22 protein-coding genes and 1 pseudogene are annotated in these 23431 nt (G+C 67.1%); 12 read left to right on the top strand and 11 right to left on the bottom strand.

All coding sequences use genetic code 11. The features are described from left to right. Window positions 1–26 precede the first annotated feature (26 nt). Entirely contained in the window at window positions 27–1838 is a 1812-nt protein-coding gene (locus IE243_RS09655; protein WP_244643026.1) for an ABC transporter transmembrane domain-containing protein, read from the bottom strand. 356 nt (window positions 1839–2194) lie between these two features. On the opposite strand from IE243_RS09655, the gene rpmE reads away from it, so the two are divergent. Then, on the top strand, window positions 2195–2425 hold the full coding sequence (gene rpmE, locus IE243_RS09650; protein ID WP_191319135.1) for a 50S ribosomal protein L31: 231 nt from the start codon (window positions 2195–2197) through the stop codon (window positions 2423–2425). 164 nt (window positions 2426–2589) lie between these two features. Here rpmE and IE243_RS09645 read toward each other — a convergent pair whose 3' ends face one another. The 7 genes from IE243_RS09645 to IE243_RS09615 form a co-directional block, all read right to left on the bottom strand. After that, the gene (locus tag IE243_RS09645; RefSeq protein ID WP_210319824.1) at window positions 2590–3177 is read right to left on the bottom strand and encodes a DUF1465 family protein; all 588 of its coding nucleotides are present in this window, start codon (window positions 3175–3177) and stop codon (window positions 2590–2592) included. Window positions 3178–3811: 634 nt separating this feature from the next. Beyond that, window positions 3812–4141 (bottom strand): lipopolysaccharide assembly protein LapA domain-containing protein, encoded by a 330-nt coding sequence (locus tag IE243_RS09640; RefSeq protein ID WP_191319134.1) that lies wholly within the window; start codon window positions 4139–4141, stop codon window positions 3812–3814. A 129-nt stretch (window positions 4142–4270) separates the two neighbouring features. After that, a complete protein-coding gene (ihfB, locus tag IE243_RS09635) occupies window positions 4271–4594 on the bottom strand; it encodes an integration host factor subunit beta (protein ID WP_191319133.1) in 324 nt (107 codons plus the stop codon). Window positions 4595–4711: 117 nt separating this feature from the next. Continuing rightward, window positions 4712–5671, bottom strand: coding sequence for a signal peptide peptidase SppA (sppA, locus tag IE243_RS09630; protein ID WP_191319132.1), 960 nt, complete (start codon window positions 5669–5671; stop codon window positions 4712–4714). Between the two features lie 261 nt (window positions 5672–5932). Beyond that, entirely contained in the window at window positions 5933–7639 is a 1707-nt protein-coding gene (gene rpsA, locus IE243_RS09625) for a 30S ribosomal protein S1 (RefSeq protein ID WP_191319131.1), read from the bottom strand. Window positions 7640–7950: 311 nt separating this feature from the next. After that, complete coding sequence (locus IE243_RS09620; protein WP_191319130.1) at window positions 7951–8745, bottom strand: 2-hydroxychromene-2-carboxylate isomerase; 795 nt, start codon at window positions 8743–8745, stop codon at window positions 7951–7953. 8 nt (window positions 8746–8753) lie between these two features. Next, window positions 8754–8957, bottom strand: a complete 204-nt coding sequence (locus tag IE243_RS09615; RefSeq protein WP_191319128.1) for a DUF1192 domain-containing protein — start codon at window positions 8955–8957, stop codon at window positions 8754–8756. Between the two features lie 147 nt (window positions 8958–9104). Between IE243_RS09615 and IE243_RS09610 the strand changes: the two genes are divergently transcribed. The 5 genes from IE243_RS09610 to IE243_RS09590 all read left to right on the top strand — a co-directional run bounded on the left by IE243_RS09610 (window position 9105) and on the right by IE243_RS09590 (window position 13821). Beyond that, the gene (locus IE243_RS09610) at window positions 9105–10112 is read left to right on the top strand and encodes an NAD(P)H-quinone oxidoreductase (RefSeq protein WP_191319127.1); all 1008 of its coding nucleotides are present in this window, start codon (window positions 9105–9107) and stop codon (window positions 10110–10112) included. Between the two features lie 228 nt (window positions 10113–10340). After that, window positions 10341–11072 (top strand): DUF1013 domain-containing protein, encoded by a 732-nt coding sequence (locus IE243_RS09605; protein WP_191319126.1) that lies wholly within the window; start codon window positions 10341–10343, stop codon window positions 11070–11072. A gap of 289 nt (window positions 11073–11361) precedes the next feature. After that, window positions 11362–11805, top strand: a complete 444-nt coding sequence (locus tag IE243_RS09600; RefSeq protein ID WP_191319125.1) for an RrF2 family transcriptional regulator — start codon at window positions 11362–11364, stop codon at window positions 11803–11805. 3 nt (window positions 11806–11808) lie between these two features. Continuing rightward, window positions 11809–12702, top strand: coding sequence for an NAD(P)/FAD-dependent oxidoreductase (locus tag IE243_RS09595; protein ID WP_191319124.1), 894 nt, complete (start codon window positions 11809–11811; stop codon window positions 12700–12702). Between the two features lie 168 nt (window positions 12703–12870). After that, a complete protein-coding gene (locus IE243_RS09590; RefSeq protein WP_191319123.1) occupies window positions 12871–13821 on the top strand; it encodes an aldo/keto reductase in 951 nt (316 codons plus the stop codon). Between the two features lie 110 nt (window positions 13822–13931). Here the strand turns inward: IE243_RS09590 and IE243_RS09585 are convergent, their stop codons facing one another. Further along, the gene (locus IE243_RS09585; protein ID WP_244643024.1) at window positions 13932–15872 is read right to left on the bottom strand and encodes a propionyl-CoA synthetase; all 1941 of its coding nucleotides are present in this window, start codon (window positions 15870–15872) and stop codon (window positions 13932–13934) included. Between the two features lie 392 nt (window positions 15873–16264). Between IE243_RS09585 and IE243_RS09580 the strand changes: the two genes are divergently transcribed. Continuing rightward, window positions 16265–17893, top strand: a complete 1629-nt coding sequence (locus IE243_RS09580; protein WP_191319121.1) for an acyl-CoA synthetase — start codon at window positions 16265–16267, stop codon at window positions 17891–17893. Window positions 17894–18140: 247 nt separating this feature from the next. Here IE243_RS09580 and IE243_RS09575 read toward each other — a convergent pair whose 3' ends face one another. Next, window positions 18141–18341, bottom strand: a complete 201-nt coding sequence (locus IE243_RS09575; RefSeq protein WP_191319120.1) for a YdcH family protein — start codon at window positions 18339–18341, stop codon at window positions 18141–18143. A gap of 434 nt (window positions 18342–18775) precedes the next feature. Here IE243_RS09575 and IE243_RS09570 point away from each other — a divergent pair, with 434 nt between their 5' ends. From IE243_RS09570 to IE243_RS09560, 3 genes are all read left to right on the top strand, one after another. Continuing rightward, complete coding sequence (locus tag IE243_RS09570; RefSeq protein ID WP_244643038.1) at window positions 18776–19012, top strand: YdcH family protein; 237 nt, start codon at window positions 18776–18778, stop codon at window positions 19010–19012. A gap of 129 nt (window positions 19013–19141) precedes the next feature. Continuing rightward, window positions 19142–19669, top strand: a complete 528-nt coding sequence (gene purE / locus IE243_RS09565) for a 5-(carboxyamino)imidazole ribonucleotide mutase (protein ID WP_191319118.1) — start codon at window positions 19142–19144, stop codon at window positions 19667–19669. A gap of 90 nt (window positions 19670–19759) precedes the next feature. After that, window positions 19760–20827, top strand: a complete 1068-nt coding sequence (locus IE243_RS09560; RefSeq protein ID WP_191319210.1) for a 5-(carboxyamino)imidazole ribonucleotide synthase — start codon at window positions 19760–19762, stop codon at window positions 20825–20827. A 15-nt stretch (window positions 20828–20842) separates the two neighbouring features. On the opposite strand, the gene IE243_RS09555 is transcribed toward IE243_RS09560, so the two are convergent. After that, entirely contained in the window at window positions 20843–21379 is a 537-nt protein-coding gene (locus IE243_RS09555) for a sugar O-acetyltransferase (protein ID WP_191319209.1), read from the bottom strand. Between the two features lie 272 nt (window positions 21380–21651). On the opposite strand from IE243_RS09555, the pseudogene rpsU reads away from it, so the two are divergent. Together rpsU and IE243_RS09545 are read left to right on the top strand one after the other, a co-directional pair. Beyond that, window positions 21652–21870 (top strand): annotated as a pseudogene (gene rpsU, locus IE243_RS09550) (30S ribosomal protein S21); the annotation flags it as partial. A gap of 686 nt (window positions 21871–22556) precedes the next feature. Beyond that, on the top strand, window positions 22557–23390 hold the full coding sequence (locus IE243_RS09545; protein ID WP_191319117.1) for a tetratricopeptide repeat protein: 834 nt from the start codon (window positions 22557–22559) through the stop codon (window positions 23388–23390). Window positions 23391–23431 lie beyond the last annotated feature (41 nt).

Below are 23431 nucleotides of genomic sequence, written 5' to 3'. Positions count from 1 at the left end.
GCGGGAGCGCGGGATGAGGCTGTTGCTCAGGCCGCGTCGCTCCGGCCGCCGAACTGCAACCGCGCCAGCCGGGCGTAGAGACCGCCGGCTGCCGTGAGCTCCGCGTGCGTCCCCTGCTCCGCCAGCACGCCGCCGTCCATGACGAGGATGCGATCGGCCGAGAGCACGGTCGCCAGGCGGTGCGCCACCACCAGCGTGGTGCGGGCGACCATCAGCCGGTCGAACGCGTCCTGCACCAGCCGTTCGCTTTCCGCGTCGAGAGCCGAGGTCGCCTCGTCAAGCAGCAGGATTGGCGCGTCCTTCAGCACGGCGCGGGCAATGGCGATGCGCTGGCGCTGGCCGCCGGAGAGGGTGACGCCGCGCTCGCCGAGCCCGGTGGCGTAGCCGTCCGGCAGAGCCGAAATGAAGCCGTCGGCGGCGGCGAAGCGGGCGGCCTCGCGCACCTGCGCGTCGCTGGCGTCCGGCCGGCCATAGCGGATGTTGTCGGCGACGCTGGCTCCAAAAATCACCGGGTCCTGCGCCACCAGCGCAAAGCTGGCGCGCCAGTCGGCGGGGTCGGCGGCGCGGGCGTCGACGCCATCGACGCGGATCGCCCCCCTGGCCGGATCATAAAACCGCAGCGCAAGCTGGATGATGGTGGTTTTTCCGGCGCCAGAGGGGCCGACGATGGCGATGCGCTCCCCTGGCGCGGCGGTGAAGCTGACGCCGCGCAGGGCCCTGTCGTCCGGCCGGCCGGGATAGGAGAAGCTGACATCGTCAAAGGTGAGCTCGCCGCGCGCCGGCGACGGCATCGCGACAGGCGTCGCCGGCGCGGCGATGGTCGCCCGCGTCGCCAGCAGTTCGCCCAGCCGCCCCGCAGCGCCAGCAGCCTGGGCGATCTCGCTCCATACCTCGCTCAGTTGCCCCAGCGCGCTGGCGGCCAACACCGCGAACAACAGGAACTGCGACAGCCGGCCAGCGCTCATGCCGCCCGTCAACACGTCGTGGGCGCCATACCACAGCACGCCCACCACGCTGGCGCTGATCAGGAAGATGGCGAAGCCGGTGAGCAGGGCGCGCGCGCCAATCGCGTCACGGGCCGCGCCAAAGGCAAACTCGGAAGCCGCGCCGAAGCGCCGCGCCGTCGCCTGCTCTGCGCCAAAGGCCTGCATGGTCCGCGCGGCGCCGATGGCCTCCACCGCATAGGCGGAGGCGTCGGCCAGCCGGTCCTGCGCCGCGCGCGAGCGGCGGCTGACGCCGCGACCGGAAAAGATCAGCGGCAGCACGATCAGCGGGATCGCCCCCAGCACCAGCAGCGACAGGCGCGGGCTGGTCACCACCATCATCACGGCGGCGCCAAGGAACATGAACAGATTGCGCAACAGCACCGAGGCGCTGGCGCCGAAGGTCGCCTTGATCTGCGTGGTGTCGGCCGTCAGCCGCGACACCACCTCGCCGCTCTTCACGCTGTCGAAAAACGCCGCGTCGAGACCGGTGAGATGGCGGAACACCGCCGCCCGGACGTCGGCCACAACGCGCTCGCCCAGCGTCATGACCAGGTAGTACCGGGCGGCGCTGGCGATCGCCAGCACCAGCGCGACGCCGCCGAGGCCAAGAAAATAGGAATTGAAATTGCCCTGCCGGGGATCGAAGCCGAAGTCCACCAGACGCCGCACCGCCACTGGCAACGCCAGCGTCGCCGCCGCCGCGACGATCAGCGCGACCAGCGCGGCGAGCATGCGGCCACGATAGGCGACGGCGAACGGCCAGATGGCGCGCAAGGCCGAGAAATCTGCGCGGCGGCTCTTTCGCCCCGCTTCTGCCGGCGACGGCGCTGCGCCCACGGTGTCGTTGCTCATGATCCACCCTGCCGGAAGCCGGTCATTTGCTGCCATGCGCGTCAATGCGGCGCGCATGCGGGGCCACGCCGGGCGCACGACCGGTTCGTCGCCGCCTCTCCGGCGCCGCCGGAATTACCGGCCCCGTATACACCCGAACCCCAACGCGTGCGCAATCAGCGACAACGTGTCCAGCGACAGGGCGCGCGGCGGCGGCGGATCTGCGGCGCTGTGACAAATCCGCGTTCTGTGCAGCCGGCAAGGGCGTCAACGCCTTGTCATGGGCCGTTCGCCAGGCTATACGAGCCGGCAATTCGGATATTTTCCAGACACGTATTCGCCTGCCCCGTTGTCGGGCGGGGCATGAGGATGTGGTTATGAAGCCTGACACCCACCCCCAGTACCACACCATCAAGGTCACGATGACCAATGGCACGGAATTCGTCACCCGCTCCACCTGGGGCAAGGAAGGCGACACCATGAACCTCGACATCGACCCGTCTTCGCACCCGGCGTGGACTGGCGGTTCGCAGCAGCTGATGGACCGTGGCGGCCGCGTGTCGCGCTTCACCAACAAGTTCGGCGGCCTGAGCTTCGGCAAGAAGTAAGCTCCTGCTCCGGACTGGATGAAAAACCCCGGCCTCGCCGGGGTTTTTTTGTGCCTGCATCGCTCGGAAGCATCTGCCAGCCGGGGAAGCAGGCAGGCCGGGCCGGAAACGAAAAAAGCGCCGGACAACGCCAGCGCTCCCTGCAGGATCAGGATCAAACGGCCTCAGGCCCCCATCATCTGCCCCGAGCCATAGTCGCCATTGGCGTTCACCGCCGGGGGCGCCACGAGGCCGCGCGACGCCTTGCGCGCCGGCGCCTGGGGCTGGCCGCTGAAGGCGGCGCGCAGCAAACTGAGCTCCCGTCGCACCGGCGAGGGGCGCGGCGCATCGAGCGCCTCGCTGGCGTCGATATGAAGAATGCGCAGTTCCAGACGGGCGGCGGCGCCGATCAGCGCCCCAAGGGTCTCCGGCAGGATGGCGATGGTTTCCAGGGTCGGGGTCGGCTCCACGAAGCCCATGCTCTTGCGTCGCTCAACGTCGGCCTCCTCCGGCGTCATGTCGCCGTCGGCCACCGCCCGCCGCAGGATCAGCCAGCTCATCAGCCGCATCAGCCGCGTGGTCAGGCGCATGCCTTCCTGGGCGTAGGCGTGGGCCGCGCCCGCTTCGAGCAGCGCCGCGTCCTGACGCCCCGCCCCGTCGAGGTAGGCCGCAGTCTCCTCCACCAGGCTGTTGGCTTCGCTGAACAGGGCCACAAACCCCGACGTGGTGGCGTAGCGCGCGCCGAACGGCACAGGCGTGGCGACAGCTGACATGGTTGACGTCATCCCCGGCAAGAACATTCCGCCGCGCTCCGCCTGTCCACGCGCGTGGAAGCCGCGAAAGCGCCGTTAAGGAGACTTTAACCAGGCAGGACCGCCGGGCCAGCTTTACCGGCCATTAAGTTTAACGCACGCTTTCTCTGGATGGCGCCTGAAACCGCTTGCCAGGGGGAACCATCAGAGGAGGCGGGCGTGGGCCGGGCGCAGGACCGGTCGCCGATGCGGCCCCATGAAGCCATGAAAAGCCCGCAAGTCCTGCGGCGGACGCAACGATGCGCGAGATGCAGCGCCGGGCGCTCCGCGCGAACACCGGTGAAACGGGAGGAGGCTGCGCCCGACCGTGACATGGGGCGCCGGCCTGGCCGATCGGAAAAGCGCCCTGGCGCATGTCGGGAAAAAACGTACGGACAGCCGCCAGATACGCCTGGCCCGAAGCACAGGGCCTTTCCGGCAACCATATCGCCAGCTGCGTTCCGCTGGCCCGCCGTCGACATTCACACTCCCCGCGCAGGGTAGCGGGGCGAAATACGGGAGCAAAAAAGTTATAAATTATTGATTTTAAAACCAAACCATGAATCTGGCGTTCGTCCGCCGCATGAAGGGGGATGCAGACGCCGCCTTCATTCCGCTAGCGCGCCAGCCGCCCCTGCCCGCTCTGGCCGGTCTGCGCCCGCAGACGGGCTGCCTCTGCTTCCAGCCGCTCCACCTGCTTGCGGTTGGCGCGGGCGGCGCGACGATGGCGTCCCTGAACCAGCCAGGAGGCGAAGCCGCCGAGCGCCACGCCGATGGCGACGGCGCCCAGCACGATCACATAGAGCGGCGCTGAGAAGCCGACGCTTGGAGCGCCGGACGCGAACGGATCCAGTGAGAACGTCACCGGCGCCCGGTTGGCGACGGCCACCAGCGCCAGAATGACGATCAGCGGCGCCAGCACCAGATATTTCACGAAAGTAGCCAAGCTGCCCTCCGAACAGGCGCTCCATTGCGGACGCCACCATACCAGATGCTGGTCATATAATCAGGCGGGGCCATGATCCCCGCCATCCCGGCCAGTTCCATGGCGCCGCCGCCCGGACACGACCAGGTTTCAGCCCTGCGCGACGGCCTTGACCTTGCCCTTGCCAGTGACCGGCGACTGGTTCAGGCGCACGCGCATTTCCTTGCCGGTCTTGAAGACAGGCACCGCCTTCTGGTCGACCTCAACCGACTCGCCCGTGCGCGGGTTGCGGCCGACGCGGGCGTCGCGGGTCTTCACGGAGAAGGCTCCGAAACCGCGCAGCTCCACCCGGTCGCCGCGCGACAGCGCCTGGGTGATCTCATCGAGAATGGCGCTCACGATGTTCTCGACGTCGCGCTGGTAAAGGTGCGGATTGTACTCCGCGATGCGCTGGACGAGTTCTGACTTGATCATGGACACACCCCCTGTATCGCCTGCGCCCTGGGGACGGCTCGCCATCCCGACTTGCGCCCTTGCGTGTTTGCATCATCAGACGCACAGATCGTTCTCGACCGCGCGTCCCGGAAAATCTCAATGACCGGCAGAGCCGGTCCACACGGCCAGCAGACCTTCCATCTGCGCGCCGTCCAGTTGGCCACTGCGCTCCAGCGTCGTCGCCAGGCTACCGAAGCCGACGGCGCGGGCGACGCCAGCGCTGACGCCGATGAGGCTGAATCCCCGATCCTGGCGGCGTCGCCACTCCCGCACCGGCAGGTCCTTCGCCAGGCCGCGGTTGGCCTCCAGCCATGTCACCGCGTCCTTTTCATCGCCAGTCTGGTCGATCAGGCGCAGTTGCAAGGCCTGGCGGCCGGTGAAGATGCGCCCATCGGCCACCTCGCCAAGCGCCGGCCCCTCCAGCCTGCGACGCGCCTGCACCAGGCCGCGGAACCAGGCGTAGGAATCACCAACGACGGCCGCCATGGCCTCCTTCGCGGCCGGCGACGCCGGCTCGAAGGGATTCGGCGCCGCCTTCAGCGGGCTGGACTTGATCTCGTCCACCTTCACGCCAACGCGGTCAAGCAGGCCGGCGAAGTTGGGAAACTGCATGATGACGCCGATGGAGCCAACCAGCGACGTCTGCCGGGCGACGATGCGATCGGCGCCCATGGCGGCGATGTAGGCGCCGGATGCGCCAAGCGTATTGATCACCGCCACCGTGGGCTTCTTCGCTGCCAGGGCGCGGATGGCGTTGTAGACGTCTTCCGAACCGGCGACCGTGCCGCCAGGGCTGTCGATGGAGATCACCACGGCCTGGACATTGCTGCTCTCGCCCACCTGCTTCAGCAGGTCGAGCGTCGCCCGCGCACCGGTGATCATGCCGCTGAGGCTGACCCGCGCCACATGCCGGCCGCCAGGCAACCGGTCGCGGGCCGCCGACAGGCCAACCGCCACCACCGCGACAATGGCGGCCAGGATGGCGAGCGCCCGCCAGCCGGTCAGGCGCCGGCGCAGGGCGCGCCGGTCGGTGAGCAGTTCGGCGTTGGACAGCATTTTGCCAGGACTCCCCGCGTCTTTCGCTCCAGCGCGAACCGGAGCGCATGCCTCATTTGCCCGTCCCGGCGCGATCTGTCACCCCAAAAAACACATAAATTACAGCGGGGGGAGGTTTTTCCTCGCTCACAATCGCGGCCGCGGCGGCGGCCTGCGGATGGAACGACCGCCAACGCCCCAAACGCGAACGGCCAGGCTGCGGGAGCCTGGCCGTCTGCGCGATCATGTCGCGACGGCCCCGAAGGCCGTCGCGGCGATGTCTTACTTCTTCTCGTTGGCGCGACGCAGCGCGGCGCCGAGAATGTCGCCGAGCGAAGCGCCCGAGTCGGACGAACCGTAGTTGGCGATCGCTTCCTTCTCCTCGGCCACTTCCAGCGCCTTGATCGACAGCTGGATGCGGCGGGCCTTGCGGTCGAACTGGACGACGCGGGCGTCGACCTTCTCGCCGGCGGCGAAGCGCTCGGGGCGCTGGTCGGCGCGGTCGCGAGCCAGTTCAGCGCGCTTGATGAAGGAGGTCAGGTCGCTGTCGGTGATCTTCACCTCAAGACCGCCGTCCTTGACCTCAAGCACCTCACAGGTGACCACCTGGCCGCGACGCAGTTCGCCCGCGTCAACGAAGGGGTCGCCGGCAAGCTGCTTGATGCCGAGCGAGATGCGCTCCTTGTCAACGTCGACGTCAAGAACCTGGGCGCGCACGACGTCGCCCTTCTTGAACTCTTCGATGACCTGCTCGCCAGGACGGTTCCAGTCGAGATCCGACAGGTGAACCATGCCGTCGACTTCGCCGTCGAGACCAATGAACAGACCGAACTCGGTCTTGTTCTTGACCTCGCCCTCGACCTCGGAGCCAACCGGGTGCGCTTCCGCGAAAGCTTCCCACGGGTTCTGCAGGGTCTGCTTGAGGCCCAGCGAGATGCGGCGCTTGACCGGATCGACCTCGAGGATCTGAACGTCGACTTCCTGGCTGGTCGAAACGATCTTGCCGGGGTGAACGTTCTTCTTGGTCCACGACATCTCGGAGACGTGGATCAGGCCTTCGATGCCCGGCTCCAGTTCAACGAACGCGCCGTAGTCGGTGATGTTGGTCACGCGACCGGTGAGACGCGACTCAACCGGATAACGCTGGGCGATGCCCTCCCACGGATCGGCCAGCAGCTGCTTGATGCCAAGCGAGATGCGGTGCGTCTCGTGGTTGATCTTGATGATCTTGACCTGGACGTTCTGGCCGATGGTCACCACCTCGGACGGATGGTTGACGCGGCGCCACGCCATGTCGGTGACGTGCAGCAGGCCGTCGATGCCGCCGAGGTCGACGAACGCGCCGTACTCGGTGATGTTCTTGACGACGCCTTCGATGACCTGACCTTCTTCAAGGTTGGCCACCAGCTCGGAACGGGCCTCGGCGCGCGTCTCTTCCAGCACCGTGCGGCGGGAAACGACGATGTTGCCGCGACGGCGGTCCATCTTGAGGATCTGGAACGGCTGCGGCACGCCCATCAGCGGGGTGACGTCGCGAACCGGACGGATGTCAACCTGCGAACGCGGCAGGAAGGCGACGGCGCCGTCCAGATCAACGGTGTAACCGCCCTTGACCTGGTTGAAGATGACGCCCTGCACCTTCTCGTTGCCCTCGAAAGCGCGCTCGAGCTTGATCCAGCTCTCTTCGCGACGCGCCTTGTCGCGGCTGATGACGGCCTCGCCGAGCGCATTCTCGATGCGCTCCAGGTAAACCTCGACCTCGTCGCCAACGGCGAGCGGCTGGTCGCGGCCAGGGCCATTGAATTCCTTGAGCGCCACACGGCCTTCGGTCTTCAGACCGATGTCGATAACGGCGACGTCCTTCTCGATCGCGACGACCGTGCCCTTGATGACCGAGCCTTCCTGGGCTTCGGAACGGCCGAAGGATTCTTCGAGCAGCGCCGCGAAATCTTCATGCGACGGCTGGTAGGCGGAGGAAACTGAAGACATGCATGCTCCTGGAGCCCCTTGGGGCCCATGCGTCGACGGCTGGCGTTGGGTTCCGTTCCACCTGCGGCGATGCGGCCTGGAGGGCCGGATCTTCTGCCTTGCGGCAGGCCGACGCAATCAATTGAACCGCTGGCGGAAACGCACTGGCGAAATGGCGAAACCAGCGCATCCCCCAAGGAACGCGCCCATACATCGCCGCCATCGTGCCAGATGGGCGCTGATATAAGGCAAAACGCCCCAATCCACAAGCATCTGGCCGCCAGTCCGTCGCGCGGCGCGGCTTTTTCCGATTCGCACGTCGCTGCCTGACGTCAGCGTCCGGCCAGGGCCAGCTCCCACGCCAGCGCCTGCTCAAGCCGGTCATTCCCCCAGAACAGCTCGCCGTCGCTGGCGATGAAAGCCGGCGCGCCAAAAATGCCCGCGGCGACAGCTGCTTCCGTCTGCGCCCGCAAGGCCTGTTTCACCGCGTCGGAGCCCGCCGCGGCCAGCACCGCCGCAATATTCAGGCCCGCCGCCTGCGGCTCCTCCAGGCTCGCGCCGGGGCCCGCCAGCAAACCGCTTGTCCCTGCGCTGGCGGTCGCCAGCAAACTGCTTGTCTCTGCGCTGGCGGTCGCCAGCAAACTGCTTATCTCTGCGCTGGCGGTCGCCAGCGCCTGGCGCAACGCGACTTCCGAGAGACCAAGGCCCTGCTCGAATTCCGCCGCGAACAACGCCACTGTGAAGGCCGGCAACGCAGCGTCCGGCAACGCGAGGGCGACGCGCGCCGCCTGCAGGGAGTTTTGCGGAAACGGCTCCGGGCGCGTCAGGGCGAGCCCCAGTCCATCGGCCAGCCGGGCCACATCGCGCCAGGCATAGGCCCCCTTGGCGGGATAGACGTTGAACGGAGAATCGTTCCAGCCACTGGCGGCGAAAATCGGCCCGAGCAGAAACGGCTTCCATTGCAGCGCCACGCCCGCATCCCGCGCCGCCGCCTGGGCGCGCCGGGCGGCGATCCAGGAATAATTGCTGGCGAAATCATACCAGAATTGCAGGCGGGGCTGATGCTCGCGCCGCGCTTCCGGGCGCGGCGATTTCGCCCCGGATTTTGCCTCCAGCGGCTGGCTCATCTCCACCCTCAGAACCTGAACGCGGAAGCGGCGGCGTCGCGCGAGGCGGCCTTGCCGGCCCGCGCCTGCTCAAGCCGGGCGATCTCGGCGCGGAGCAATACAATGCGCTCGTCAAGTTCATGCAGCGACAACGTCGACAGGTCCTGACCGATCTGGTGCTCCAGCTGCTGGCCAGGCCGGCTGCGGGGCTCATCCCCAAACGGATCGCTCATCTCGCCCTCCACAACATGCTCCAGACATGGCCGCCATTGTCCAGCGGCGGCGTTTGCAACAAGGTAGCCGCAGCCCGAGGCCGGGTCGACGGTTGATTCCGCCGGCTCCTGACGACCTCCCCGCCGCAGCATTACGGAGCCTTCCGCATGTCAACGCCTGACGCCCTGCCGAAAACCATGAACGCTGTCGAAATCACCACGCCGGGCGGTCCGGACGTGCTGAAGCCGACGCAGCGGCCGGTTCCCGCCCCTGGCGCCGGCGAAATCCTGATCCGGGTGACGGCGGCGGGCGTCAACCGGCCGGACGTGCTGCAGCGTGCAGGCGGCTATCCGCCGCCGCCCGGCGCCTCCGATCTGCCGGGCCTGGAGATCGCTGGCGAGGTTGTCGCTTCGGGCGACGGCGCCAGCCGTTTTCCCGTTGGCGCCCGGGTCTGCGCCCTTGTCGCCGGCGGCGGCTACGCGGAATACGCCGTCGTGCACGAGAGCAACGCCCTGCCGGTCCCCGCCGGCTTCAGCGACGTGGAGGCGGCGGCGCTGCCGGAAACCTTCTTCACGGTCTGGACCAATGTGTTCGAGCGCGGCGGCCTTGTCGCCGGCGAGACCCTGCTGGTGCATGGCGGAACATCCGGCATCGGCACCACGGCCATCATGCTGGCGAAAGCCTTCGGGGCGAAGGTGTTCGCCACCGCCGGAACCGATGAGAAATGCGCGGAGTGCCTGCGCCTCGGCGCTGATCTCGCCATCAACTATCGCACCCAGGATTTCGCGAAGGAGGTAAAGTCGGCCACCGGCGGCGCCGGCGTCGAGGTCATTCTGGACATGGTCGGCGGCGACTACATCCAGAAGAATTACGAAGCCGCCGCCATGGACGGGCGCATCGTCCAGATCGCGTTCCTCAACGGTCCAAAAGCCACGGTGGACTTCACGCGGCTGATGATGAAGCGGCTTACCCACACCGGCTCCACCCTGCGCGCCCGTCCGGTGGCGGCCAAGGCGTCGATCGCCCGGGCGCTGGAGGAAAAGGCGTGGCCGCTGCTGGCTTCCGGGGCGATCCGCCCGGTGATCCACGCGCAGTTTCCGCTGGCGCAGGCCGCCGCGGCCCACGCGTTGATGGAATCCAGCGCCCACATCGGCAAGATCGTGCTGATCCCCTGATCCGCGGCCGGCCGCGCCCTGCGCCGCCGACAACGACGGAACGGGGCGCGAACGTCATTGCGCTCCGGCCCGCCGGGGTTTATATCTGTCACGTTCCCCTCCAGTTCTGATTTTCGTATCCGCAGGATACGCGCTCCGGCCGAAAGCCGGGTCGGAGCACAGGAGGAGTTTGCTTTTTCCGTTCTCCGCGCCGGGGCGCGTCGAGAACCCATCGGAGGAATTGATCGCATGTCCGCCGGACCGCTGATGCCGAAAGCCACCGCCATCTGGCTGGTGGACAACACCTCCCTGACGTTCGAGCAGATCGGCGATTTCTGCAAGCTGCACCCGCTTGAGGTGAAGGGCATCGCCGACGGCGAAGTCGCCGCCGGCATCAAGGGCCTCGATCCGGTCACGGGCGGTCAGCTCGCCCGCGAGGAAATCGAAAAAGGCCAGAAGAACCCCGACTACCGCCTCAAGCTGCAGGAATCGCGCGTGCGCCTGCCAGAGGTCAAGCGGTCGCGCGGCCCGCGCTACACGCCGGTGTCGCGTCGCCATGATCGTCCCAACGCCATCCTGTGGCTGCTTCGCAACCATCCGGAGCTGAAGGACGCCCAGATCATGCGTCTGGTCGGCACCACCAAGAACACCATCCAGCAGATCCGCGAGCGGACCCACTGGAACATGGCCTCGCTCAGCCCGATGGACCCGGTGACCCTCGGCCTCGCCTCGCAGATCGACCTCGATCTGGAAGTGAGCAAGGCCGCCAAGGACCGGCCGCCATCCATGGACGAAGGCGGCCAGACCCTGCTGCCGGCGGAAGTCACCACCGCCGAGCCGGAAAGCCCGTTTGGCGGCAATCCGTTCGGCGAGATCAAGCCGCCGCGCCGCGAAGAAGAGAAGATCGACGTCGGCTCGGTGTTCTCGAAGCTCGGCGGCGCCTCGAAGCGCGGCCACGACGAGGACGACGACGACTTCTGAGACGCGCGTCTTCAGCGGGATATGCGAACCAATGGCCGGGCCCTGCGCCCGGCCATTGTCTTTTGGGGCGCATGCGCAGGAACACAACAATGCGGCAGTCGCGCCCCCTTGCCGGGTTCACCCCGGCAGGCCCTGACGTTCCGTAGATGCTGATCAGCTTCTGACCCAGCGCTCCGGGATCTGATGCTCCAGGGCCCAATGCTTCAGGGCCTCACGCTGCAAACCTGGCCGCGACACCAGCGGCGGGCGGAGCTTGCGTTGCGCCCTTATTCGTAATAATTGAAGTTACATGAAACGCGACAGCCGACTTTCTTCCGTGCTTCACGCCCTGCTCCACATGGCTGAGCGCGATGGCCCCATGACGTCCGGAGAGCTCGCCAGGTGCCTGCACGCCAACCCTGTCGTGGTCCGTCGCACCATGGCCTTCCTCCGCAAGGCCGGCATGGTCGGATCCACGCCGGGTCACGCCGGCGGCTGGATTCTCACGGCTGATCTCGGCGCCATCAGCCTGCGCCAGTTGCATGAGGCGCTGGGCGAGCCGGCGATCTTCGCCATCGGCAATCGCAACGAGACGCCGGTCTGCCTCGTCGAACAGTCGGTCAACGCCGTTCTCGACACGGCGTTCGCCGAGGCGGAAGCCCTGCTCATGCAGCGGTTTGAACACATATCGCTCGCCGATCTGGCGGCGGATTTCGCGCGCCGGCTTCCCCACGCCGCCGCAGGAGAGGACTGATCCATGCGCCATGATGTGATTGTAATCGGGGGCGGCTACGCTGGCATGGCCGCCGCGCTGCAACTACTGCGGGCCCGCCGCCAGGTGCTGGTGATCGACGCCGGCCAGCGCCGCAACCGTTTCGCGCGCACGTCGCACGGCTTTCTGGGGCAGGATGGCGCCGCGCCAGACGCCATCGCCGCGACCGCCCGCCAGCAACTCGCACGCTACGCCACGCTCAGTTGGGTCGACGGACAGGTTACGCAAGCGGGCGGAGTCAACGACGCATTCAGCGTCAGCATGGGGGATGGCGTGGTCCATGAGGGGCGACGGCTGCTGTTCGCAACCGGTGTCGCCGATCTGTTGCCAGACGTCGCCGGCCTCCAGGAACGCTGGGGCGTCTCGGTATTCCATTGCCCCTATTGCCATGGCTTTGAGCTGGAGCGCGGCCGCATTGGCTGCATCGCCACGGGGGCGATGTCGGCGCACCAGGCCATGCTGCTGACCGAATGGGGCGACGTAACCCTGTTCACCAATGGCGTGCTGGAGCCCGACGCCGGCGCCCTGGCGGAGCTGAACCGGCGCGGCGTCGCCATCGAGACCACGCGGGTGTCCGCCATTACCCGGCAGGCGACGGTTCAACTGGCCGATGGCCGGACGGCCGATTTCGCCGGCCTGTTCGTCGCGCCCCGCAATCTTCCCGCTTCTCCCCTGGCGGAGCAGCTGGGATGCGCGCTTGAGGATACGCCGCTTGGCCGGCAAATCCGCACGGACGCCACCAGGGAAACCTCGGTTCCAGGCGCATTTGCCTGTGGCGACGTCGCGCGCGCGCCGCATTCGGTTTCGCTCGCCGTGGGCGACGGCGCATGGGCGGGCGGCCAGGTTCACCGCTCGCTGGTCTTCGACCACGCCGCATAACTGCATTCCCGGGTTGCACGCCGCCTCCGCGCCGTCCAACCTGTCATCGCCGCTCACGGAACGCCCCGGCTTCCGCCCCCTGGCATGGGGGGCGTGCAGGCCTCAGAAACGGGCCCCGGATGCGACGGCGCAGATGGCGGCGCGGATCAACGGGCAGGGAGTCGTTTCATGGAAAAGCGGGAACTGGGTCGTTCGGGCATTCTGGTTCCACCGCTGTGCTTCGGCGGCAACGTCTTTGGCTGGACGGCGGATGCGACCACCTCCTTCGCCCTGCTCGACGGGCTGCGCGAGGCCGGCCTCAATTTCATCGACACGGCCGACGTCTATTCGGTCTGGGCCCCGGGCCATGTGGGCGGGGAATCGGAAACAGTGATCGGCGACTGGCTGGCGGCGCGCGGCGGTCGCGACAAAATGATCATCGCCACGAAGGTCGGCGCGGAACTGGCGCCGGACCGGAAAGGATTGAAGCGGGCGTGGATTGAAAAGGCCGTCGAGGATTCGCTACGGCGCCTGCGCACCGACTACATCGATCTCTACCAGTCGCATTTTGATGACCTGGATACACCGGTGGAGGAACCGCTGGAGGCTTACGCCGCGCTGATCAAGGCCGGCAAGGTGCGGGCCATCGGCGCCTCCAATTTTTCGGCGGAGCGCCTGGCGGCGGCGCTGGCCGCCAGCGGCAGGGGACTGCCCCGCTACGAGACCTTCCAGCCGGAATACAATCTCTACGCCCGCGGCAGTTATGAAGGCCCGCTGCAGACGCTGTGCGCCGCCGAGGGCCTCGGCGTCATTCCCTATTTTGCCCTCGCCGCCGGCTTTCTCACCGGCAAATACCGCTCGGAAGCGGATTTCGGCAAAAGCGCCCGCGGGGCGCGGTCAATCCAGAAATATCTCAATCCGCGCGGCTTCAGGATACTCGAGGCGCTCGACGCGGTCGCCGCCCGTCATGACGCGACGCCAGCCCGCATCGCCCTGGCCTGGTTGATGGCCCAGGAAACCATCACCGCGCCGATCGCCAGCGCCACCAGCCTGAGCCAGCTGCAGGAACTGGTCGCCGCCTCGCAGTTGCGACTCACCGACATCGATCTGCGCGACCTCAACGCCGCCAGCGCCGGCTGACCAGTTGCGCGATAATCACCAGGTCGCGAAACCGCTGACGCACCCGCGACCTGAAAAGCCCGGATCAGCGTAACGCCTTCCTGCGGGAAAGGCGTTACGCCGTTCTGGCCTCAGCCGCGCGGCTTGCCGAGGGCGTCGGCCACTTCGTCGAGCACCGTCGCGTCCTCAATGGTCGCCGGCATGGTCCACGTCTCGTCGTCGGCGATTTTCTTCATCGTGCCGCGCAGGATCTTGCCGGAGCGCGTCTTCGGCAGCCGCCCGACCGTCACCACGGTCTTGAACGCCGCGACCGGGCCAATTTTCTCGCGCACCAGCGCCACCACTTCCTTCTCGATATCGATGGGGCTCTGGCTGACGCCGCTTTTCAGCACGATGAAGCCGCAAGGGATTTCACCCTTGATGGCGTCCTTGACGCCAATCACCGCGCATTCGGCCACCGCCGGATGCATGGCGATGACCTCTTCCATGCCGCCGGTGGACAGACGGTGGCCGGCGACATTGATGATGTCGTCGGTGCGGCCCATGACGAAGATATAGCCGTCCGCGTCGATAAACCCGGCGTCGCCGGTGCGGTAGTAGCCAGGGAAATCCTCCAGATAGCTGGAGCGGAAACGCGCTTCGTCATGCCACAGGTTTGGCAGGCACCCCGGCGCCAGCGGCAGCCTGATCGCCACCGAACCCATGGTTCCCGCCGGAACCTGCTTGCCGGCATCATCGAGAATCTGCACGTCATAGCCCGGCATCGGCACGCCGGTTGATCCATATTTCACCGGCAGCTGGCCAAGCCCCACCGGATTGCCGGCGATGGCCCAGCCGGTTTCCGTCTGCCACCAGTGGTCGATCACCGGAACCTTCAGAACTTTTTCCGCCCACTGGATGGTTTCCGGATCAGCGCGTTCGCCAGCAAGAAACAGGGTGCGGAAGCCCTTGAGATCGTATTTGGCGATCAGCTTCCCTTCAGGGTCTTCCTTGCGGATGGCGCGCAGCGCCGTCGGCGCGGTGAACAGCGCCTTCACCCCATGCTCGGCGATCACCCGCCAGAACGCCCCGGCGTCCGGCGTTCCCACCGGCTTGCCCTCATACAGCACGCTGGTCGCGCCATAGACGAGCGGCGCATAGACGATATAGCTGTGACCGACGACCCAGCCCACGTCAGAGGCGGTCCAGAACACCTCGCCGGGTTCGATGCCATAGAGCCCCTTCATCGACCAGTTGAGAGCGACCAGATAGCCGCCGGTGTCGCGCACCACGCCCTTCGGCTTCCCGGTCGTGCCGGATGTGTAGAGCACGTAAAGCGGCGCCGTGGCGTCCACCGCGACGCAGTCCACCGACTTGCCGGCGATCCGGGCCTTGTCCACCAGCGCCGCCCAGTCATGGTCGCGGCCCCTGCACAATTTCGCTTCAGCCTGCGGGCGCTGCAGGATGACGCAGGCGGCGGGCTTCGCCTCCGACATCTCCAGCGCATCATCGAGCAGCGGCTTGTAGGGCACGACGCGCGCGCCCTCGACGCCGCACGACGCCGCCAGCACCACCTTGGGTTTGGCGTCGGCGATGCGCGTCGCCAGCTCGCGGGCGGAGAACCCGCCGAACACCACGGAATGGATGGCGCCGAGCCGGGCGCAGGCCAGCATGGCGAACGCCGCCTCGGGAACCATCGGCATGTAGATGACGACCCTGTCGCCCTTGCCGACGCCCAGATCATGCAGCACGGCGGCGAGCAACGTCACCTCGGCCAGCAGGCCATTGTAGGAAATCACCCGCTTCGCGCCGGTCACCGGGCTGTCGTAGATGATCGCCGGCTGGGAGCCGCGCCCGCGCTCGACGTGACGGTCCACCGCATTGTAGCAGGCGTTCAGCCGGCCGCCCTCGAACCAGCGGCCGTAGACGCCCGCGGCCGGGTCAAAGATCCTCGTCGGCCGCCGCATCCAGTCGATGCCCTGCGCCGCTTCCTTCCAGAACTCCTCCGGATGGCGCGTGGCGCGTTCCCGGACGTTGAAATAGCTGCTGGCGTTCGCTGGTTGCGCGCCCGCGGCTCCCGACTTCTGGACCACGTTGTTCCTCAGGGTTGGAGCGCGCCAACGCAGCGCGCCCTGGGTAACGATGCGCCAGCGCCAGGGGCAGGACATGAAAGCCCGTGTCTGAAACCCCGGACCAGCCGCACGGTCGCCCGCGACGGCGGCGTGCCTGCGTCGCCTGGAAGCCGGCGGCGTCCGGGCGTGTCCAGGCGTCGCCGCTGGCGCGAACCACCCTGATCATATCGCCAGCCGTGCGCCAGCGCACCCTCAACCTGTGCATGAGGCCCCCTGGCCGGCCGGAGTACGCCAGCCAGCCCGCGCCCCCTTGCCCGGAAAACATTTTTGCGTTTCAACCTTCGCCGGATTGCCAGCGCGCGCGGAAACGTGTCCATTCCGCCAGAAAGCGCCGTTCTCCGGAGACCTGCCCCATGACGTCGATGTACGCCCGCGATCTTGACCGCGTCCCGGCGAATTTCCAGCCACTGACGCCGCTGAGCTATCTGGCGCGGGCAGCCGCGACGTTCCCGGACCACGTCGCCGTCATCCATGGCGGCCTGCGCCGCAGCTATCGCGAGCTTTACGCCCGCAGCCGCCGCCTTGCCTCAGCCCTGCGCCAGGCCGGCGTCGGGCGTCTCGACACCGTCTCGGCGATGCTGACCAACACGCCCGAGATGGTGGAGTGCCACTACGGCGTTCCCATGTGCGGCGCGGTGCTCAACACGCTCAACACCCGCCTCGACGCGGCCATTCTCGCCTTCACGCTGGATCACGCCGAAACGAAGGTGCTGATCACCGACCGCGAATTTTCCGCCGTCGTGAAGGAAGCGCTGCAGCTGGCGAAGGTCTCGCCGCTGGTTATCGACGTCGACGACCCGGAATTCGACGGGCGCGGCGACCGCCTTGGCTCCCGGGACTATGAGGCGCTCATCGCCGCTGGCGATCCGGAGTTCGACTGGGCGCACCCGGACGACGAGTGGGACGCCATCTCGCTCAACTACACCTCCGGCACCACCGGCGACCCCAAGGGCGTGGTCTATCACCATCGCGGCGCGGCGCTGCTGGCGATGGGCAATGTCATCAGTTGCGGCATGCAGAAGCATCCGGTGTATCTGTGGACGCTGCCGATGTTCCATTGCAACGGCTGGTGCTTCCCGTGGACGGTGTCGGTCGTCGCCGGAACCCATGTCTGCCTGCGCCAGGTGCGCGCCAGCGCCATTTACGCGGCCATCGCCGACCACGGCGTCACCCATCTGTGCGGCGCGCCGATCGTCATGGCCACCCTGCTCAACGCGCCCGACGACGAAAAGCGCGCCTTCAGCCACAAGGTCGCCTTCACCACCGCCGCAGCGCCCCCGCCCGAGGCGGTGCTGGCGGGCATGGCCGCCGCCGGCTTCGAAGTCACCCACGTCTACGGCCTCACCGAAAGCTATGGCCCCGCCGTCGTCAATGAATGGCATGCGGAATGGAATGCGTTGCCGGCGGCCGAGCAGGCCACGAAGAAGGCGCGCCAGGGCGTGCCCTATCCGGTGCTCGACGGCCTCGCCGTGCTGCATCCCGACACCATGGAGCCAATGCCCGCCGACGGCGAAAGCCTTGGCGAGGTAATGATGCGCGGCAACGTCATCATGAAGGGCTATCTCAAGAACCCCAGCGCCACGCAGAAGGCCTTCGCTGGCGGCTGGTTCCACACCGGCGACCTCGGCGTCATGCACCCCGACGGCTACATCCAGCTCAAGGACCGCTCGAAGGACATCATCATCTCCGGCGGCGAAAATATTTCGTCGATCGAGGTGGAGGACGCGCTTTACAAGCACCCGGCCGTCGCCAGCGTCGCCGTCGTGGCCAAGCCCGACGACAAATGGGGCGAAACGCCCTGCGCCTTCGTCGAGCTGAAGCCAGGAAAAACGGCGACGGCGGAGGAACTGCTGGACTGGTGCCGCCAGAATCTCGCCCGCTACAAGGTGCCCCGCGCCATCGTCTTCGCCGAGATCCCCAAAACCTCGACCGGCAAGCTGCAAAAATTCCAGCTGCGCGAGAAAGCCCGCAACCTGCCGTAGGGCCAGCGGCGAAACGGACGGCGACAGCGACTGTCCGGGATCATCGGAACCGGGCCTGCGGGATGCGCCAGCCCGGCGTCCAGACGCCGCCTCTCCCCAACGATGGCAATAAAAAAGGGCGCGGCGTGAAGCGCCGAACCCCAGATTTGAAAGATCAGTCAAAAATCACATGCCGGGTTCACCGGCGCTGCTGACTCACCTGGACCCACTTGCGAACCGGCCGCGACAGCGGCGGGACGGATAACGGTCAGTGCAGGGAAGCCGCCGCAAGCGGAACATCCACCTGCTGGCGCAAGCGCGTGATCTCGTCCTTGAGCTGCAGCTTTTTACGCTTGAGTTCACTCAAGGCGATATCGGGCGTTGCCGGCTGCCTCCGTGCGACTTCCAGTTCCCGTTCAACAGCGCGATGACGCTTTTCCAGTTCGGACAGATGGGACTGCACGCTCATGGCGTATCCTTTCGTCGTTTCGGACAACGGAAGTGTGACATGCCGAAGATGGCCATTGGAAGGCCCCCATCCGGGCGCCGATGACAGCCTTGCGACGTCGATTTTTGCTGCGCCCACCACGTTCCGACGCGCCATTCCGGCAGGTTTCCAGTGATTCACGCCCCCCGTCCGCGCGATGGCGGGAACCGTCTTCGGGGACGGCCAAAGCGTCACATCACGAAATTGTGATGTCTTGCCCTGAATGACGCCTGACCGCATAATCCGGCGAGAAAACCTGCAAGAGAAACCTGCCCGGCGACAGCCTGAAAACTGCCTGCCGCGGGCCGGTGCTTGCCTGTCAGGCTCCTGCGGAACGATCCGCGCCAGATGACCTGCAGCAACGACCTGGATGCATGATGATCGAGTCCAATGAGCCAGGCGCCGAACCAGCAACGATCGCCTTTGCCGCCAGGGCCGCAACCGCCGCAACGGAGGACGCCGCCGACCGGCTTGGGGCCGAACTGGCGCGCCTTCGTCAGGAGCACCGCGACCTCGACGCCGCCATTGTCGCCCTGGGCGAAGCCGGCAGCGTCGACCTGTTGCAGCTGCAGCGGCTGAAGAAGCGCAAGCTGCTGCTCAAGGACCGCATCAGGCGCCTGCAGGATGAGCTTACGCCGGACATCATCGCCTGACGGTTTCGCCAGTCTCCCCGCCCTGCGGGCAAGATCCCTGGCCACGAAAAGACCTGCCCCTTCGCCCGAAAAGGCTTGCGCGCTGTCCAGGCTACCGATAACAGCGCTTTTTCTGCGTGAGAGATCTTAATGGCCAGAAGCACGGGCGACAGATCCCGAAAGGGCGCTGACGCGGCGGTTCCCGTCGCGATCATCATGGGCAGCCAGTCCGACTGGGCGACCATGCGACACGCCTCGGACACGCTGGCGGCGCTCGGCGTTGGCCACGAAAGCCGCATCGTCTCGGCCCACCGCACGCCGGAGCGGCTGTACGACTTCGCCCGCGGCGCCCGTGACGCCGGTTTCAAAGTCATCATCGCCGGCGCTGGCGGCGCAGCCCACCTGCCCGGCATGGCCGCGGCGCTGACGCCGCTGCCCGTGTTTGGCGTGCCGGTCGAATCGAAGGCGTTGTCGGGCAAGGACAGCCTGCTCTCCATCGTGCAGATGCCGGGCGGCGTGCCGGTTGGCACCCTGGCCATCGGCAAGGCCGGCGCCATCAACGCCGCGCTGCTCGCCGCCTCCGTGCTCGCGCTGAACGACGCCGGCCTCGCCGCCCGCCTTGACGCGTGGCGCGCCAGCCAGACCGCGAGCGTCGCCGAATTCCCCACCGACGATTGACGCAGGCCGGCCCGGACGCCTGGGCAACGCGGCCCGCCGGTCAGGCGCCGGAAGGACGTCGGTCGTGATCCCGGAGAGACTTGGAACGTGATGCTGCAACCAGGCGCAACCATCGGCATTCTCGGCGGCGGCCAGCTCGGCCGGATGATGGCCATCGCCGCCGCAGGCTATGGACTGAAGGCCTGCGTCTATTGCCCCGACGCCGGCAGCCCGGCTTTTGAGGTGGCGGCCAGCCACATCCAGGCGACCTGGGACGACGAGGCGGCGCTGGCGGATTTCTGCGCCCGCGTCGACGTCATCACCTATGAGTTCGAGAACATTCCGGCCGCCACCGTCGCCTTCCTGATGGCGCGCAAGCCCATGGCCCCGGGCCTGAAAGCCCTGGAAACCTCCCAGGACCGGCTGACGGAAAAGACCTTCGTCGCCAGCCTTGGCGTCGGCGTGGCGCCGTTCGCCCAGGTCGATTCGGTCGCTGATCTCGAATCGGCGCTGCGCCGGCTGGGTCGCCCGGCCATCCTGAAGACCCGCCGCTTCGGCTATGACGGCAAGGGCCAGGTTCGCATCAACGACGGCGACAGCGCTGCGGCGGCCTTCGCCGCCATTGGCGGGGCCCCGGCGATTCTCGAGGGGTTCGTGCCGTTCGAACGCGAGATTTCGGTGATCGCGGCGCGTGGCGCGGCTGGTGAATTCGCCGCCTTCGACGTCTGCGAGAACGTTCACCGCCATCATATTCTCGACGTCACCAGCGTCCCGGCCAGCATTTCCGGATCCGTGCAGGAAAAAGCCATCGCCGCGGCGCGCGCCATCGCCGACGCCCTCGATTACGTGGGCGTGCTGACCGTCGAAATGTTCGTGCTGGCTGACGGTGAAACGCTGCTGGTCAACGAAACCGCGCCGCGGGTGCACAATTCCGGCCACTGGACCATCGAAGGCGCCCGCACCTCGCAGTTCCAGCAGCACGTCCGCGCCGTCTGCGGCTGGCCGTTGGGCGACACGACGCGGCTTGGCCGGGCGACCATGACCAATCTGATTGGCGACGATATCGACGCCTGGCGGACCATTCTCGCCGAACCCGGCGCCAGCCTGCACCTCTATGGCAAGGCTGAAGCCCGCGCCGGCCGCAAAATGGGCCACGTCACCCGGATTCTCCCGGAATAGTTCACGCAGAACAATTCACGCCGATGGCCTGACAGGCCGCGCCGGATTGCCAGCCACCGTGGCGCCGGCGGCGACGTCGCGCGTCACCACCGCCCCCGCCCCGATGATCGCCCCGTCACCCACGGTGACGCCAGGCGTGATGATCGCCCCGCCGCCGATCCAGACATCGGCGCCGATGCGCACCGGCTTGCCGAATTCGATTCCCCTGGCCCGGCTTGCCGCGTCACGGGGATGATCCGCCGCATAAATCTGCACCATGGGGCCGATTTGCGTGCGCGCGCCGATCGCAACGGCGCAGACATCGAGAATGACGCAGTTGAAGTTGAGGAAGACGCCGTCTGCCAGCGTGATGTTGAAGCCATAGTCGCAGTGAAACGGCGGCCGCACCACGGCCCCGGCGCCCACCCCGCCCAGCCGCCCGGCCAGCAGCGCCCGGCGCTCATCCGGCGACGCCGCCAGGGCGGCGTTGTAGCGCGCCAGCCAGGCGAAGGTTGCCTGGGCCTCGGCCTGCAATTCGGCGTCGCCTGGATCGTAAGGCTCGCCGGCCAGCATTTTCTGTTTCTCGCTGCGCTGCGTCACGGCCCATTCCCCTTTTCATCCGCCTGCTCCGGCCATAAACAGGGGGCGCGGCGATTTCGTGTCGGCCCATTCCAGCCATGAGACGCTGATTCAGCGATCGCGCCGAACTGGCTCCAGAAGCTCGCAAACACATCATGCTCTATGGACACGATGGCGGTTATCTGGTACCGCAAGCCTAACGGCGCCATGTATCGTTCGCTCCGAACGGTAGCCTTTTTTCAATTCAAACCTTGGGACGAATTCGCGTGCAGGTACTTGTCCGTGACAACAACGTCGACCAGGCCCTCCGGGCCCTGAAGAAGAAGCTGCAGCGGGAAGGCGTTTTCCGCGAGATGAAGCTTCGCGACCACTACGAGAAGCCCTCCGAGAAGCGTGCTCGCGAAAAGGCTGAGGCCGTCCGCCGCGCCCGCAAGCTGGCCCGCAAGAAGCTGCAGCGCGAAGGCCTGCTGCCGATGAAGGCGCGCGCCAGCCGCTAAGGTCCGCCAGCTGCAGCCATGATGCGTTGCAGCCATGCGTGTCTGCGCCGGTTTGCCAGGATAGCCTGGCGGGGACGAGCTGGCGGGTCAACCGCCGGTCCGGTGTTACATCGCAGACGCGTCTGACGGCCCCACGGGGCCGTTTGTCGTTTCTGGGGCGACGCCCCGCGCGTCGGGCGGGGATGGCGGAACAGGGGGTTCCGGTCCAGTCCGGACGATCTGCGGATAATCCGGGTCGCGCAGCCCCGGTTCGCCGGCGCAATGGCCGCATCGCCCTGGCGCAAGGCAACGACGCCGTTGCTCCAGACGCCAGGCCTTTTTCAAAAATGGCAGCCGGCGAAATAGCCAGGCGCTTCCGGCCTCGGCCCCATGCGCGCCAGCAGCCAGGGGGCGTGCATCTGCGACGCATGCCGCGCCTCAACAACCGCTCCGCCGTCCTGCAGCCCCGGCGCCGTTTGTTAACCAGGTTCCGCCATATGCTGGGAGAAATCTGCCCGGCCAGCATGCGACGCGGTCACGCCGCGTCACAAAACGCGCCTGCCGGGCGGCTGGTTCAGCGTCCGCCACATGCTCGCCCAGATTGGCTGCATGGACAATGAACCCACATTCAGTTTGATCGCCGGCTGGAACAAGCCTCCTGCCGTATCTGTCGAGGGATCGCCGTGCCACTGCCCATGTCCAGACCAGCCGCCGCGGCCCTGTCCGCCGTTGCGCTCGCTCTCGCCCTCGCGGCCTGCGGCGAAACCGTCAATCCGCAACGTTCGACCAACATCGCCGAAGTGGTGAACCAGGACCCGGCGGTGACCGGCGCCAACATCGGCTCGCTGAGCGAGGCGATTCGCGCCAACCCCAACGATGCCCGCGCCTACAATACGCGTGGGACGGCCTATGCCCGCACCGGCAACTACCGCAAGGCGATGGACGACTTCAACCAGGCCATCCGCCTCGATCCGAATGACGCGGCCGCCTACAACAATCGCGGCCTCGCCCATCGCCAGACCGGCAACAGCCAGGCGGCGGCCCAGGACTTCTCCAGCGCCATCACCGCCAACCCCAACTATGCACCGGCCTACATCGCCCGCGCCAATCTGCGTCGCGCCCAGAACGACCTCACCGGCGCCCTGTCCGATCTCGACAACGCCATCCGCCTGAACCCTGAGTCGGCCGAGGCGCGACATTCGCGCGGTCTGGTTTACCAGCGGCAGGGCAGCCACGCCCAGGCGGTGCAGGATTTCAGCTCCGCCGTCGACCGCAACCCGTTCGTCGCGGCCCCCTACGCGGCGCGCGGCCAGAGCGAGCTGGCGCTGGGTCACAATGACAAGGCGCTTGAGGATTTCAACGCCGCGCTGAACGTCAACAACAAGCTGGCGGACGCCTGGGCCGGCCGTGGCCTCGCCCAGGAAAAGCTCGGCAACGTCCAGGAAGCGCGCGGCTCGTTCAACAGCGCCCTCGGCATTGATCCGAACAATGAGGTCGCGCGCACCGCCCTGCGCCGCCTCGGCAGCTGAACCCCGAATCCGGCGCAGCCCGTGTAGAGCCCCGCACGGGG

This window comes from Camelimonas fluminis (assembly GCF_014656355.1).
In the GTDB taxonomy this organism is placed as follows: Bacteria; Pseudomonadota; Alphaproteobacteria; order Rhizobiales; family Beijerinckiaceae; genus Camelimonas; species Camelimonas fluminis.
This window is presented reverse-complemented; position numbering and strand designations above follow the sequence as displayed.